This is a genomic window from Pseudomonas sp. ML2-2023-6 (assembly GCF_037055265.1).
Taxonomy (GTDB): Bacteria; Pseudomonadota; Gammaproteobacteria; order Pseudomonadales; family Pseudomonadaceae; genus Aquipseudomonas; species Aquipseudomonas kulmbachensis.
Genome location: NZ_CP146347.1, coordinates 4045091 through 4059229, shown reverse-complemented (window position 1 = coordinate 4059229; position 14139 = coordinate 4045091). Strand labels below are relative to the sequence as shown.

The 14139-nt window shown below is 51.0% G+C and carries 12 protein-coding genes and 1 pseudogene; 8 read left to right on the top strand and 5 right to left on the bottom strand.

Going from position 1 to position 14139, the window contains the following annotated elements; all coding sequences use genetic code 11:
• The first annotated feature begins 39 nt into the window (after positions 1 to 39).
• The 4 genes from V6L79_RS18820 to V6L79_RS18805 all read left to right on the top strand — a co-directional run bounded on the left by V6L79_RS18820 (position 40) and on the right by V6L79_RS18805 (position 4983).
• Positions 40 to 1002, top strand: a complete 963-nt coding sequence (locus V6L79_RS18820) for a 3-hydroxyacyl-CoA dehydrogenase (protein WP_301462110.1) — start codon at positions 40 to 42, stop codon at positions 1000 to 1002.
• A gap of 50 nt (positions 1003 to 1052) precedes the next feature.
• Positions 1053 to 1979, top strand: a complete 927-nt coding sequence (locus tag V6L79_RS18815; RefSeq protein WP_301462112.1) for a 3-keto-5-aminohexanoate cleavage protein — start codon at positions 1053 to 1055, stop codon at positions 1977 to 1979.
• Positions 1980 to 2089: 110 nt separating this feature from the next.
• Complete coding sequence (locus V6L79_RS18810) at positions 2090 to 3460, top strand: MFS transporter (RefSeq protein ID WP_301462113.1); 1371 nt, start codon at positions 2090 to 2092, stop codon at positions 3458 to 3460.
• Positions 3457 to 4983, top strand: coding sequence for a UxaA family hydrolase (locus V6L79_RS18805; RefSeq protein WP_301462115.1), 1527 nt, complete (start codon positions 3457 to 3459; stop codon positions 4981 to 4983). The genes V6L79_RS18810 and V6L79_RS18805 overlap by 4 nt, the downstream gene beginning before the upstream one ends.
• 63 nt (positions 4984 to 5046) lie before the next feature.
• Here the strand turns inward: V6L79_RS18805 and V6L79_RS18800 are convergent, their stop codons facing one another.
• Together V6L79_RS18800 and V6L79_RS18795 are read right to left on the bottom strand one after the other, a co-directional pair.
• Positions 5047 to 5739 carry a GntR family transcriptional regulator gene (locus V6L79_RS18800; RefSeq protein ID WP_301462116.1) on the bottom strand — a complete coding sequence of 231 codons (693 nt, stop codon included), beginning with the start codon at positions 5737 to 5739 and terminating at the stop codon, positions 5047 to 5049.
• A 198-nt stretch (positions 5740 to 5937) separates the two neighbouring features.
• Positions 5938 to 6726 (bottom strand): SDR family oxidoreductase, encoded by a 789-nt coding sequence (locus V6L79_RS18795; RefSeq protein WP_301462118.1) that lies wholly within the window; start codon positions 6724 to 6726, stop codon positions 5938 to 5940.
• Positions 6727 to 6996: 270 nt separating this feature from the next.
• On the opposite strand from V6L79_RS18795, the gene V6L79_RS18790 reads away from it, so the two are divergent.
• Positions 6997 to 7656: a hypothetical protein gene (locus V6L79_RS18790; protein WP_301462119.1), complete on the top strand. Its 660-nt coding sequence runs from the start codon at positions 6997 to 6999 to the stop codon at positions 7654 to 7656.
• A 72-nt stretch (positions 7657 to 7728) separates the two neighbouring features.
• Here V6L79_RS18790 and V6L79_RS18785 read toward each other — a convergent pair.
• Positions 7729 to 7908, bottom strand: a pseudogene (locus V6L79_RS18785) (hypothetical protein); the annotation flags it as partial.
• Positions 7909 to 8122: 214 nt separating this feature from the next.
• Here V6L79_RS18785 and V6L79_RS18780 point away from each other — a divergent pair.
• From V6L79_RS18780 to V6L79_RS18765, 3 genes are all read left to right on the top strand, one after another.
• On the top strand, positions 8123 to 8488 hold the full coding sequence (locus tag V6L79_RS18780; RefSeq protein WP_301462147.1) for a histone-like nucleoid-structuring protein, MvaT/MvaU family: 366 nt from the start codon (positions 8123 to 8125) through the stop codon (positions 8486 to 8488).
• A gap of 535 nt (positions 8489 to 9023) precedes the next feature.
• Positions 9024 to 9476 carry a lysis protein gene (locus V6L79_RS18770; protein WP_301462148.1) on the top strand — a complete coding sequence of 151 codons (453 nt, stop codon included), beginning with the start codon at positions 9024 to 9026 and terminating at the stop codon, positions 9474 to 9476.
• A gap of 195 nt (positions 9477 to 9671) precedes the next feature.
• Entirely contained in the window at positions 9672 to 11336 is a 1665-nt protein-coding gene (locus V6L79_RS18765; protein WP_019822696.1) for a BCCT family transporter, read from the top strand.
• A 90-nt stretch (positions 11337 to 11426) separates the two neighbouring features.
• Here V6L79_RS18765 and V6L79_RS18760 read toward each other — a convergent pair whose 3' ends face one another.
• Together V6L79_RS18760 and V6L79_RS18755 are read right to left on the bottom strand one after the other, a co-directional pair.
• On the bottom strand, positions 11427 to 12149 hold the full coding sequence (locus V6L79_RS18760; protein ID WP_301462151.1) for a 3'-5' exonuclease: 723 nt from the start codon (positions 12147 to 12149) through the stop codon (positions 11427 to 11429).
• A gap of 2 nt (positions 12150 to 12151) precedes the next feature.
• Positions 12152 to 14026, bottom strand: a complete 1875-nt coding sequence (locus tag V6L79_RS18755) for a DUF294 nucleotidyltransferase-like domain-containing protein (RefSeq protein ID WP_301462152.1) — start codon at positions 14024 to 14026, stop codon at positions 12152 to 12154.
• Positions 14027 to 14139 lie beyond the last annotated feature (113 nt).

The following is a 14139-nucleotide window of genomic DNA, read 5'->3' as shown; positions in this document are numbered from 1 at the left end:
GATTACTCCTAAACATAAATACAAAATTTGGAGAACATCATGCGAAGTACAGCTTCATCTGCGACCGAGCGCGGCCCCATTGCAATCATTGGCGCGGGCTTGATTGGGAGAGCTTGGGCGATTGTTTTTGCTCGGGCGGGACATCCGGTGCGTTTACATGACATGGATCTGCAGACAATGCAGAACAGCCATGTCTACATCGAAGCGAGACTTAATGAACTCGCAGAATTCGATCTTCTTAATGACGCCCCCCTCACCGTGCTGGCACGCATTACTTGCGTTCCCGATTTGGCTGATGCGCTACGTGACGTGGTGCTCGTACAGGAAAACGTTCGGGAAACGGTGGAGGCGAAAATCGACATCTTCAGTCGAATGGATGCGTTGGCGCCCAAGGACGCGATTCTTGCCAGTTCAACTTCATGGTTACCGGCCTCCGAGTTCACTAAAGATCTACCAGGTCGGGGGCGCTGCGTAGTTGCACACCCTACCAACCCACCTTACTTAGTTCCTCTTGTGGAGCTTTGCCCTGCGCCGTGGACAGAATCTGAAGTGATGACTCGAGCGCATGAGATCTACACCGCAGCAGGGCAGAGCCCTGTCGTTCTATCCAGAGAGATCCACGGCTTCTTGTTGAACCGAGTCCAAGCAGCAGTCCTCAACGAATGCTTCAAATTGCATGAAGAAGGCTTTGCTAGTTCTGAGGATATTGATCGAGTACTCAAAGATGGACTCGCCCTCCGATGGTCATTTATGGGCCCCTTCGAAACCATCGATCTCAACGCCCCTGCGGGCGTATCTGACTATGCCAAACGCTACGGTCAGCAAAATCGCGAAACGATCAACTCCGAAAATGCTTTTGATTGGTCGGAATCAGCAGTCGCCCGAGTACATGACGAGCGCCGCCAAAAACTTGAACTCGAAGGAATTGCGTTGCGATCCGCTTGGCGTGACCGCCGCCTTATGGCTCTCGCTGCGCACAAGCGTCAGGCACCAAATTCCTGACGGAATCAATTCATCCTGAACACCAAAATAAAAGTAACCAGGAGATCACCATGGCTCGTAAAGTCATCATCACTTGCGCGGTCACCGGCGCAATTCATACACCTTCTATGTCTCGTTATCTGCCGGTAACACCAGGTCAAATTGCCGAAGCGGCGATTGGTGCCGCTGAGGCTGGCGCCTCAATTGTTCACCTACATGCTCGTAATCCAATTGATGGCAGCCCCTCTCAGGATCCGGAACTGTTTAGGCAGTTTCTGCCGGCTATCAAAGAGGCTAGCGATGTGGTGATCAACCTGACTACAGGTGGCGCACCGACAATGTCGCTTGAAGATCGACTTCGTCCAGCACATCAGTTCAAACCGGAAGTGGCCTCACTGAACATGGGCACGATGAACATGGGTCTTTACCCAATGCTCAATCGGTTTAAGGGGTTCAAACACGCTTGGGAGGAACCATACCTCGCCGGCAGCCATGACCGCATTTTCAAAAATACTTTTACCGACATAGCCCACATCCTCGAGTCATGCAGTGAGAACGGTACCCGTTTTGAAATCGAATGCTATGACATTGGGCATCTCTACACCGCTGCACATTTCATTGATCGCGGCCTCATCAAACCCCCATTTTTGATCCAATCGGTTTTCGGCATTTTGGGCGGGATCGGCGGTCACCCTGAGGACGTCCTGCATATGCGTCGCACAGCTGATCGGCTCTTCGGAGATGACTATCAGTGGTCGGTTCTTCCAGCAGGAAAGCAGCAGATGAGCATTGGTGCTCAATCAGCCACGCTTGGAGGACACGTGCGGGTGGGTCTTGAAGACTCGCTTTGGGACGGGCCGGGCCAATTGGCAAAAAGCAACGCAGATCAAGTCTCGCGCATGCGCAAAATTCTCGAAGGGCTTTCACTTGAAGTGGCGACACCTGCTGACGCGAGGGAAATTCTGAAGCTCAAAGGTGGGGATAACGTCAATTTTTAAGCGCGGGTATTCATTCCCGTAAAGCCTATCTAGAGGATATTTTGATAACTAAAGGTCGCGGCACAACACTCGCGCCTTAGCAATTTATCCTCGTGAGGAGAACATGAACCATGTTAGCTACGACCCATACAAAAACACAAAAGGGACAGTCGCTGAACGCTTTAATGTTTCGCAAACTAATGCCGATGTTGATCTTTGCTTACGTTATAAGCTTTCTAGACAGAACTAACATTTCACTTGCCAAAACACACATGGCAGTAGACTTGGGTATTTCCGCTGCCGCCTACGGTTTTGGTGCAGGGCTCTTCTTCCTTACCTATGCACTCATGGAGGTACCTAGTAACCTGATCATGCACCGGGTAGGTGCCCGACTCTGGATCACAAGGATCATGATCACCTGGGGGGTGTTGTCTGCCGGTATGGCCTTCATTACCGATGAGACTACGTTTTACATTGCCCGCGCGCTACTGGGCGCAGCTGAAGCAGGATTGTTCCCAGGTGTAATGCTCTATTTAACCTATTGGTTTGGTCGTGAGCAAAGGGCACGAGCCAGTGGCTATTTTCTAATCGGGGTCTGTCTCGCGAATATCATCAGCGGGCCGGTTGGCGGGCTGCTGTTAGAGATGGATGGAATCTGGGGTTGGCACGGCTGGCAGTGGTTGTTCTTCTTGGAGGGCATTCCAGCTGTTCTATTCTCCATTGTGATCTGGCGAAAGCTTCCGGACGGCCCATCTACGGCAAGTTGGCTATCAAAGGAACAAGCCACTGAAGTAGAGCAAGTTCTGAAAAAAGAACATGAAGAAGAGATCGCCTCCGGCAATGTTGGTCATTCTTTTAAGAGCGTTCTTAAAATCCCTCAGATTTGGCTTGCTATCGCGGTGTACTTCCTCCACCAAGTTAGTGTGTATTCGGTAATTTTCTTCCTGCCTGGCATCATCGGCACCTATGGAGGCTTGTCATCGTTACAAATAGGATTGTTAAACTCAATCCCATGGATAGCCGCAGCGCTCGGCGCAGCGTTTCTTCCGAAATATGCAACCACTCCGAAAATTTCACGCAAAATAATGTTCGGTGGGCTGCTCCTGATGTCAGCTGGATTGACCCTCGCGGCTTATACCACTCCGCTAGTAGCACTAATAGGATTTACTCTTACGGCATCAATGTTTTTCGTTGTTCAGCCTGTGATATTTCTCTTCGCTAGTTCAAGGCTAGCGGGAGCAGGTATGGCGGCGGGTCTGGCGTTAGTGAATACCTTTGGTATTACTGGTGGTTTCTTCGGCCCTTCACTTCTGGGCTTCGTTGAGCAAACTACTGGGAGTACGAAGAATGGACTCATTATTGTAGCGGCTCTTTTAACGCTCGCGGCATTCCTGAGTTTGAAACTACGTCAGGCACAAGAAACGATTACTACAAAAACGCGGGACAACATTGTATTGCCCCAGGCTGCGCCGTGTATTACTGATAATGCGAGGACAAAATGAAGAGTACATCCCTGGCACTTAAACTACATCCCGACGACAATGTTGCAATCGCACGCGCTTCGATACCTCAAGGAACCGTGGTTACTGAGTTCGGTAATATCGTGGTGATCGCCGATGTGCCCGCAGCTCACAAGCTCGCCCTTGCACACGTAAACCCAGGTGATCCTGTTCTGCGTTATGGCCAGATTATTGGCTTTGCTACTAAACCCATTGAGCCAGGCGATTACGTGCATACGCACAATCTTGAAATGGCGACGTTCGAGCGAGACTACGCGTTCGGCGAGGATGCCAAAGTCGCGTCGCCTGCAGCCTCTCCTGTGACATTCCAAGGTTTCGTCCGCGCTGACGGGCGAGTAGCAACTCGAAACTACATTGGTGTAGTGAGCACTGTGAACTGCTCCTCCACTGTTACCAAAATGGTGGTTGAACACTTCTCGCGAAACGGCGTGCTGGATGCTTACCCAAACGTGGACGGTGTGGTGCCGATCACCCACAGTTTCGGTTGCTGCATAGAGCACAATGGCGAGGGGGTGAACCAACTGCGGCGCACGCTAGGCGGTTTCATCAAGCACGCCAACTTCGCTGGCGTGGTCGTCATCGGCCTTGGCTGTGAAGCCAATCAGATGGGCGCGCTGTTCATGGCCCAGGGCATCGAGACCGGCAAGCTTATTGCTCCCGTGGTCATCCAAGACGTTGGCGGAACCCGCAACGCAGCGGATGCCGCCATTGCCGCCGTGGAATCGATGCTGCCGGTTGCCAACAAGTGCCGACGTGAGCCGGTATCGGCGCGGCACCTGACCGTGGCGCTCCAGTGCGGCGGTTCAGACGGATACTCGGGCATCACGGCCAACCCCGCCCTCGGTGTGGCTGTCGATATGCTCGTAGCGCAAGGTGGAACTGCCATCCTTAGCGAAACGCCGGAGATCTACGGTGCTGAACACCTGCTGACTCGTCGCGCGGCAACCCGTGAGGTCGGCCAGGGTATCGTCGACCTTATCAAATGGTGGGAAAGCTACGCAGACCGCGAAAAAGGCAGCATCGATAACAACCCCACACCTGGTAACAAGGCCGGCGGCCTGACGACCATTCTTGAAAAGTCTCTGGGCGCAGTTGCCAAAAGTGGTTCCTCAGCACTCATGGGCGTTTATCGTTACGCCGAACCCATTACAGTCCGAGGCTTGGTGTTCATGGATGCGCCTGGCTATGACCCTATGGGAGCCACTGGCCAAATCGCCAGCGGCGCAAACCTCGTTGCGTTCACCACCGGACGCGGCTCGTGCTTTGGCGCCAAACCTGCTCCTTCGATCAAGCTTGCGACGAATACCAAAATGTACACTCGCATGAAGGATGATATGGACATCAACTGCGGGGATGTCATGGATGGCGATGCCACCCTTGAATCGAAGGGTAAAGAGATTTTCGACATGCTCATACGCGTGGCTTCTGGAGAGAAATCTAAAAGCGAGGCGCTGGGCGTTGGCAATGAAGAAACAGTGCCTTGGATGATAGGCGCTCAAATGTAATACGCGAGCAGAAAAAGGCGTCCTGATACCAGGGCGCCTTCTTTTTAAGCCTTGTTGATAAGGTTAATCAGCTTCGACAGGCTTGTGCGCATCGGCAACGATCAGCGCCCCTGTATTCAAGATAAACTCGGCAGCACTTTTGATGTCATCTTGCAGTGATTCACAGGCGGCAACGGGGTCACCTTTCTTTAAAGCATCAACCATAGCTGCGTGATGACTGGCTTGCACTCGCTGAACCACACGCTCAGTGCCAGATCGGAGGTCATAGTTGATGATAGGCCCTATTCTCAGCCACAGGGACTCAACTATCTGGAGCAGGATGGGCATGTCCGCCTGATTATAAATTGCGAAATGCAATTCTTTGTTCAGTGTAATCAGCCGTGACTCATCGGGAGCGCCTTTTGCAAACTCCGCGCAAAATGCCTCGTGTATCTTTTCTATCTCAGCCAGCGCATGCGAATCAACAAGCTCCGCAGCACGAGCCGCAGCTTGCCCCTCCAGATTCAACCGGATACTGGTGATTTCCCGGAACTGGCTGACCGTCAGTACAGGAACGCGAATATATCGATTAGCCGCCATTTCAAGCGCTTGCTCAGCGACCAACCTGTGAACCGCTTCTCGCACTGGCATGACGCTAACACCTAGAGCGTCCGCTATAGATCTGAGCGAGAGTTTTTCCCCTGGCATAACGCGTCCGCTTATCAGCAGGTCACGTAGTTGGGCATAAACGTCCGCACTGAGAGTCTGGCGGATCATGGGCGTTACAAGTGTGGATAGGTTCATGGCTAGAATTATAGGCAGGTTCAATCAGCCGGCATAGGAAAATGAGACATCTGTGATCACGGATGTGCGGGTATCGAAAGTGACGGAGTTGGGGAGAAACGAGTTTTCTAGCACGCACAAAACAAACGTCTCGCTACCAAGGTTGGTGGCGAGACGTGTAGGTCTGACTAATCAAAGATACTCGACATTGCCGTCGATGCTGATCGCTTGTCCTGTCACATTGCTAGCGGCAGGGGAGCAGAGAAATAAGGCCATTGCTGCCACGTCTTCGGGTGGAGTCATCCGGCGCAATGAGATTTTCTTCAATGTTTGTTCAAGCATCTCCGGCTCTGAGATCCCTAACTGTTTGGCGCGATCACTGATGACGCGATCCTGGCGAGGGCCCTCAACGATGCCCGGCAGCAGTGCGTTGACTCGAATGTCTTTTTCTCCCAACTCGGCTGCCAATGACTTCATAAGACCTACGATGGCCCACTTGGTCGCGGCGTATGGAGTTCGCCAGGCATAACCTAAGCGCCCCGCGACGGATGAAATATGAATGATGTGTGCGTGTTCTGACTTCGTTAGGAGGGGGACAGCATGATGAGCGAAGCGATACTGCGCATTGAGATTGATGTCTATTGTCTGTTCCCATTCGGCGTCGCTAATTTTGTCGATTCCGCCGGTCGGCCCTGCTATGCCTGCATTGTTGATAAGTACATCGAGCCCATCCACCCACTCCTGTTGTATCTCGAAGACTCGCTTAATTTGAGCAGAGTCAGAGACGTTAGCCAATGTGGCCAAAGCTTCAGGATAGCGCTCACGAAATTGTGCGATCGCCTGCTCGCTTACATCGCACACATGGACTCTCGCCCCAATTTCGAGATAAGCAGCAGCGATCGATTCTCCAATGCCTGCTGCGCCCCCGGAAATCAAAACCCTTAATCCGGTATAGGGTGTCAGCCGCTTCATCACGTTCATAGCTACTGCGTCCTGTCTTATTTTTGTTCATGAGCTCTTTCTTGGCTACGGCGTGCGTAGACAAGAAAACCTCATCAAGTGATATGTGATCACAGCCTGCTTGTCAAGACAGGCTTGCCGCAGATTTGCAGGCGATTACCGGAGAGGGTGCAGACTCCTATTGCGGTTCAGCATTGCTAGGAGTCATGTGGCAGGATTATTGATCTCAGTTTATGCCCCCCGAAGATTTGGACACCATTGGGATGGACTGACATAAATTAAGGACAAAATATGCTCAGCAAATCTCAGATTATTACCATCCCAGTTCTGATCTCATCGGTACTTTTACTCACCGGCTGCCCGCCGTCAGCTGAATTCACTCGGTGGAAACGCGCTTCGACCACAGTTGAGGGTGTCAAAGCCGCAATGACAGAGTGTGGCGACCCGGTAGGCACTTCGATGGTGCATTTGCCAATAAACGATCAAGTGCTGCAATTCCAGTGTATGCAGCGTCTTGGTTTTATTCGCAAAGACGGCTTTGAATACTGTGAAATAATGAAGAATATGCCCGCATGTGTAGAAGAAAGGCAGGGCCGTCCGCTCAGCTTGTCCCAGCTCGAAGCGCTACCGTTTGTCGAAGATGAAGCATTTCACCCAATCAAGCCCAATTCCGGCCGGGATGAACGTATGCAGGTCTCATGGCGTAAAGCGGGAGCATCACTCCATTTCTCAGTACAGGTAGCCAATGATAGTGAAGCCCTGCCGGTGATGTACTCCTGCGGCTATGCGAAACCACTCGGGTCGAATCTGGACGTCGCCAGCATCGGGCGAACTGCAGAAGTGCAGCGCTGCATGATTGATCATGGCTTTGAGCCCAAAAATAAAAATATGGTGGTTTGTCAGACTTACCCACAAGTGACGGGCTGTTCGTCGACAATACCACCGAGTTGATGCAGATAGAGAGCAGAGCCAAGAGGAGGGGGCTCGTTAGAGATAGAGTGCTCATCGACCCAGTTGCGTTGTCTACATCGATTTAACCGAGACCATGTCTACGTACTTGTACTTCTTTCTGGCAGCCTTCACAGCCTCCTGCTCAGCAAGCAACGAGCTCTACGTATCGGCCTCGTGAATCAACTCGATCATTTCCCCCCCCTCAAACTCGTTTCCGACACCTAACGTCACCCTCAGCCTGGGCGTGAATGCTTAATCGCGCAGGGTTCCGTAGACACATCCAGGCCTCAAAGAGGTTGATCTCAATGCTTCGCTTTTGACAGGAAACGAATAAATTAAAGTTGCGAACCTAGACTCATCAGTGCGGGTCTCGTGATCGCTATTTATGAATCTGATACCTAAATTATTTACGGCTAATCCCAGAGTTTGGTGTATTGTTAGGATACTAACTACGTAGAGACTAAACATGTCTAAACTTGCTGAATTCCGTCAACTTGAAAAACACCTTGCTGAACAACTCGAGGCTCTCGAAGCCCTGAAAGGGGATGCTGGCCTCAAGAAGGAAATAGAGTTCGAAACGAAGCTACGCGCTCTGCTTGCTGAATACGGTTACAGCCTCTCTAACGTAATCAACTTGTTAGATCCTCAGGTTGGCCGCAGCGCTCCAGTAGTGAAATCCAAAGCTGGCACTCGTAAACCACGTCAGGTGAAGGTCTACAAAAATCCGTACACTGGCGAGGTCATCGAAACCAAAGGTGGGAATCACAAAGGTCTGAAGGAGTGGAAGGCAGAACACGGCTCAGATACCGTTGAGTCCTGGCTGACCAAGTGATTTTGGTTTGAGTACAAAAGGGCCCTTCGAGGGCCCTTTTTTGTATGTTATTTGAGATAGGTGGTTGATCTTCTCGGCGGAGAATTCAAGCATCTCCAGAGGCTCTTGAGTAACTCCTATCTGACGCTGAAATCTGTGCGTTTCTGGCCATAGAAGCTTAGTGTTAGCCAACTCCCCCAGATTACGACCCATCCTGACCGCCCCTGCTGAGTATCAAAACAATAACCTGATAAACAAGGACGGTTTTCCCCGTCGTATTAGCGACATCGACTTTAAAAACAGCCCCCCCCCAGTTCATAGTTCCGTGCGTGGATGAGTGGTTGTATTGCTTAAGCTGAGAGCTAGAGAATATCCCTAGGCACGACCGGAGCCACAAGCGTTTAATCGCACCGACGGGGCTAGTTGGCAAAGAGACCGACAACACCTTTGCCGACACTAGTCAGTTCGACAGGATCACCCAGCGCATCAATGGTGACCAGAATGGAGTGGCCGATCGGCAAGCGTTGTATGCCCAAGCGCTCAAGGTGTTGGCGTGATGGCGGATACGGTGCTGGGTGCTGCTGATCATCCTTGCCCTGATGGTGGGCAGCGCGTGAACTGCATGGCCGTGGCAGGCCACGCCTACGATGAGCAATTGGTCGCCAAGGAAGCTGCCCACCAAACCAAGTTCACCCTTCTGGCCAATGCCAGCCCCACGCGGGTTCTGGCAGAGCAGGGCAAGTTCCTTACGCTGGAGCAATCGCTGGCAGCCAGTGACCGATCCTATTGCCGAACTCTGACCGATGCAAAAACCAAACAATCACGCCTGGGTGATCGCTTGCTACTGCCGACCTGCGGCTTTAAGTCCAACTTGACGGAGCTACGAATGGTTCGTGACGCAGTGCAACCTACCACCGGTGCCGGCGGCATGGCTTATGGTGCCCTTAGAAACCAACTTGTTTCAGCGCATGCCCAACGAATTATCGGAGTCTACGGCGACGGCGATTAGGGACTAATCGCGTTGCAAGCCTGCAAAGGCTACGCGAGAGAAGTCTCTGGTAAGAAGTTAAAAGAGCTGAGGTTTTAGAAATTTTTTTCCCAAAGCTTGCTAGGATAGCTTGGCTAAAATCTCGTTTTACCATAGGAACAGCGGGGATATTGATAATTACACGTTTTATGACGTGAATCTCAAAAGGGGAATCTTATGGTTGGAAAGCCTACGGATGATAGTCCAAACACACCTTCTCAACCCAGTGAAGGCATTCCTGCTCCTACTGGAGCGGCCAATCTTATCGATACTGACTATGTCATTGGTCAAGACAACATCAAGGGAGAGTTTTCGTTCTCACTCGATATCCACGGTAAAGTTTTCATCATTTCAGCAGCCACCATTTTACTATTCGTGATTTTGACGTTGGCATTGCAGAATGAAGTAGAACCCCTTTTTAGCTCCATTCGAAACTGGCTAACCAGCCATCTAGCCTGGCTCTTCATGAGCATTGCGAACGTTTTTGTCTTGCTATGCATTGCACTTATTTTCTCTCCGCTGGGCAAGGTTCGTTTGGGCGGCAGAGATGCCAAACCAGACCATAGTTACGTCGGTTGGTTTTCAATGCTTTTTGCTGCGGGGATGGGCATTGGGTTGATGTTTTATGGGGTAGCCGAACCCATGTCGCATTACGCTGCTTCCATGGGAGGTGTGACAGTCGATGCGAGCGGTTTACGCACGGATTGGGCGCCCCTAGGAGGTGCCGAAGGTGATATGAAGGCATCTGCTGACTTGGCGATGGCGGCTACCATCTTTCACTGGGGACTCCATCCTTGGGCTATATACGCGATTGTGGCGCTGTCTTTAGCATTGTTTTCTTATAACAAAGGCTTGCCGCTTTCAATACGCTCAATTTTTTATCCACTATTGGGTGAGCGTGTCTGGGGATGGCCGGGACATATCATCGATATACTAGCGGTATTTGCCACGCTATTTGGTTTGGCGACCTCTTTAGGGATTGGCGCAGAACAGGCTGCTGCAGGTATTGAATATCTCTTCGGAATTAAATCGACGAATCTGAGCAAGGTTGTACTGATCGTTGGGATCACCATAATCGCTCTTTGGTCAGTCCTTTCCGGCTTGGACAAGGGCGTCAAAATGCTTTCCCAGATCAATATGGGGCTTGCGCTGCTCTTGTTGGTGTTCGTAATCATTGTGGGGCCGACCCTGGCTATTTTCACTGGATTCTTTAAAAATCTGGTGACTTATGTTGAATATTTGCCTGCGCTCTCAAACCCATTTGGACGTACTGATATCGAGTTCACTCAAGGCTGGACTGCCTTCTACTGGGCTTGGTGGATCAGTTGGTCACCATTTGTAGGCATGTTTATCGCTCGCGTCAGTCGTGGTCGAACTGTCAGAGAGTTTCTGATCTCTGTTCTACTTGTGCCTTCAGTAGTTTCTGTATTATGGATGACTACGTTTGGCGGTACGGCAATTGACCAAGTGACCACTCAAAGCCTTATGGGAGTCAAGGACGCGGTCTTAGAGCTGAAGTTGTTCGCCATGCTGGGAGAGCTCCCCCTCAAGGAGATCAGCTCATTCCTAGGTATTATTCTGGTCATAGTGTTCTTTATTACTTCCTCTGACTCCGGCTCATTGGTGATCGATACCATCACAGCTGGAGGCAAGGTTGACGCGCCTGTTCCTCAACGGGTGTTCTGGGCGGTAATCGAAGGCGTGATTGCGATTGCTCTGCTATTGGGGGGCGGTCTGGTGGCACTGCAGGCAATGGCAGTATCCACGGGGTTGCCTTTCGCAATAGTTCTAATGATAGGGTGTATCTCTCTAGTGAAAGGACTAATGTCTGAGCCTCGCTAGTCAGTATGAGCTAGGCTATAGGTAAGATTGACCTCAAGCTTCAAGGTGTAACATATCTATCTGCTTGCACCTTGAAGCTATTAACTTGGTTCAATTCCATAACTCACCGACAGGTGTGAGTGGCGAGTAGTGAGTTGCTATCTGCGCCTGCAACAACTCGGCAGTCGCGAGAGCATCGGTTAATGCATGATGTGCGTGATAAGCCGGCAGGTTCAACCTAGAGCGACTGTCTGCCAGCCGTATGGACTGTTGCTTGCGTCCAATCAGTCGGCCGAACCAGCTAATTTTTTGCCTATGGAAGTGTGCCTCTAACTGCATCGTATCGATGACTGGAAACTTAAGGCCTTCACCTAAATACCTACGCACTGCCTGATCCAAGAAGGCGCGCTCAATATTCCGGTAATGGACGACAATCACTCTGCCCGCCATGGCTTCAAGCAAAGGATCAAGCACCTGCGCAAACACGGGGGCATCTAAAATTTCGGCATGGGTTATGTGATGAAAGGTCACTGACTTTTCATTCAGTTCGGACGATGGTTTTATCACCCAGTAAAGTGAATTCCCGCAACAAATACGATTCAGCGTGAACGGCATAACACCAATACTCACCATGCTGTGGGACTGTGAGTCAAGGCCGGTAGTCTCTACGTCCATGGCCAGCAGTTGAACGCTCTCAATGGGTGCCAGCGCTGAAACCGCGCCAGCTTGATAGAACTTTCGTAATAGAGGATTAACCGAAATCTTCGCCAATGTCTCGAACTCGGCAGACCAGTCCAGCACTCTATTTTTAGGCTGCTTTTTTAGGTTTTTCATCGCTAAAAGCGGCCCTTTGAAGGATATCGGAATCGCAAGAAATTTTGGCCATTGCTCAACACCTGAAACGCTTCTTTGAGGTTATGTCGTTCACTGCTAGAAAAGCGCTCGGGCTCAATGTAGTTATTGAGTGATGCCCCCTGTTCAAGTGCGTCCGCCTGGTGTCGAATACGCACCATCGACAGGAACTCTAGTGCGTACCGAAGTTGCTTTAATGCTTCTGGAGGAATGACTTTACTGCGGGCTATAGCATCCATGCGATCAAATGAGTTCTGAGCGGTACTGCCACATGCTAGCGCATGAATCCGGATAAGGTCGGTCAGCGGTGCCGTGCCACGCCCTTTAAGGTTGATGATCCTTTTTTGCTGTCCGTCAGTCTCAACGACAAAAGTACGGAAGAATCCTAATGGCGGCGTTCGATTAAGGGCAATACGAGCCATTGCGCTTAGAAATACAGGGTGTGTACTGGCTTTTCGAGCGCACAGGTCTTTAAGCTCTTGTACCAACTCAAGCTTGCCAAAAACCCCATCCAGATCGAAAAAAATACAGCTATTAAGCAACGTAGTTGGATTAGGTTTTTCGATCCACTGATCGAAGTAACTTCGCCATACCTTCAAAGGCTGTCGCCACTGCTCGTTGGTCGCCATGACCCCGCCCTTGCAGTAGCTGTAACCGCACGCGGCCAGTCCATCGCTAACAAACGTTGCCAGGGCTCGGAAGTAAGAGTCGTGTTGGATCGGATCGAAGCTGTCGTCGAGTACTAACGCGTTGTCCTGGTCGGTCACTAACAACTGCTCATCACGCGCCATTGATCCCAAAACCATAAAGCAGTAAAGCACTGGAGGCGGGCCTAACTTTTTCTCGGCCAGCTCAAGCAAACGCTGGGTAAAGGCACGGCCAATACCTGAAATCGCGCTTCCGATCATGTGCGCAGTAGCCCCGTCACGCACCATGCGGATATAGGTTCCTCGCAGGTCACGCAAAAGTGATCTCAGACCTTCAACTGAGGTCTGGTTAGAGATTCTGTTAACCAAGTACAAACTGCTATGCGATTCGTACCTGATGATATCCGACAGGTTTATAAGGCCAATTGGATTACCATCGTGCACAACCGGCAAGTGATGAATATTGCGGCGCAACATCACAAGCATGGCTTCAAACACTGAATCATCGGAGCCAATTACAACCGGATCGACTGTCATAATGTCGCTGGCACGAGTTTCGTCAGCGTTTAGGCCCACTGCAACAAATCGCGTGCGAAGGTCTCTATCTGTGACGATCCCTTCTATTTCAGCCGTCTTTAAACCTGCTGGAGACATGACTAGAACGCAGGATACACTTTGCTCAGTCATGATTTTTGCAGCGCCGCCGACAGAGATATCTGACGTGACCCACACCAAGGGACGTGAGATAAGGGCGCGACATTTGAGCTGAATAAGCTCACTAGCACGCCCCTGAGCTTCAACAGCAGTTTTGAGTCTCGAGTTTCCCTCTGCTTCAACGAAGTCAGCGAAAGCATCATGTTGCGCACAAAGGTCAGCGAAAACGTCGGCAGGGATGTAATAGATCAGGCTATCTTCCAACGCTCGGGCGGGAAAGCGTACCTTGTTGCTACGTAACAGACCTGCCTGACCGAATAGGTCACCTTCGACGAGACGGTCATAGAGCTCACCATTACGCCGGTAAATCTCCACCGCACCACTACGAACATAATGCAGATCCTGAATGGTCGCACCGGCTTCAAGAATGTCACTGCCGGCTTTGAAATAACTCACTTCAATTCGCCGAGCGATGGCGTCTACCGACTCCTTTGGCAGGGCATCAAAAGGAGCGAAACGATAGAGGTGGTCGCTAATCTCCTGTAACTCAATCTGCATGAAACCTCGTGATGCTGGAAAAATAAAAGTCGCGAGCGCCATAGTTGGCGAATGGGAATAGTCTTTCTGTATCGGCCACCACATCACATCCGGTGACTAGGATCAAGCTTCGT

What these genes read in the sequence shown, in the direction of transcription:
- V6L79_RS18805 (WP_301462115.1), top strand. Translation starts at nt 3,457, where the DNA reads ATGAAGAGTACATCCCTGGCACTTAAACTACATCCCGACGACAATGTT.
- V6L79_RS18810 (WP_301462113.1), top strand. Translation starts at nt 2,090, where the DNA reads ATGTTAGCTACGACCCATACAAAAACACAAAAGGGACAGTCGCTGAAC.
- V6L79_RS18795 (WP_301462118.1), bottom strand. Translation starts at nt 6,726, where the DNA reads ATGAACGTGATGAAGCGGCTGACACCCTATACCGGATTAAGGGTTTTG.
- V6L79_RS18765 (WP_019822696.1), top strand. Translation starts at nt 9,672, where the DNA reads ATGGTTGGAAAGCCTACGGATGATAGTCCAAACACACCTTCTCAACCC.
- V6L79_RS18815 (WP_301462112.1), top strand. Translation starts at nt 1,053, where the DNA reads ATGGCTCGTAAAGTCATCATCACTTGCGCGGTCACCGGCGCAATTCAT.
- V6L79_RS18755 (WP_301462152.1), bottom strand. Translation starts at nt 14,026, where the DNA reads ATGCAGATTGAGTTACAGGAGATTAGCGACCACCTCTATCGTTTCGCT.
- V6L79_RS18780 (WP_301462147.1), top strand. Translation starts at nt 8,123, where the DNA reads ATGTCTAAACTTGCTGAATTCCGTCAACTTGAAAAACACCTTGCTGAA.
- V6L79_RS18760 (WP_301462151.1), bottom strand. Translation starts at nt 12,149, where the DNA reads ATGAAAAACCTAAAAAAGCAGCCTAAAAATAGAGTGCTGGACTGGTCT.
- V6L79_RS18770 (WP_301462148.1), top strand. Translation starts at nt 9,024, where the DNA reads ATGGCGGATACGGTGCTGGGTGCTGCTGATCATCCTTGCCCTGATGGT.
- V6L79_RS18820 (WP_301462110.1), top strand. Translation starts at nt 40, where the DNA reads ATGCGAAGTACAGCTTCATCTGCGACCGAGCGCGGCCCCATTGCAATC.
- V6L79_RS18800 (WP_301462116.1), bottom strand. Translation starts at nt 5,739, where the DNA reads ATGATCCGCCAGACTCTCAGTGCGGACGTTTATGCCCAACTACGTGAC.
- V6L79_RS18790 (WP_301462119.1), top strand. Translation starts at nt 6,997, where the DNA reads ATGCTCAGCAAATCTCAGATTATTACCATCCCAGTTCTGATCTCATCG.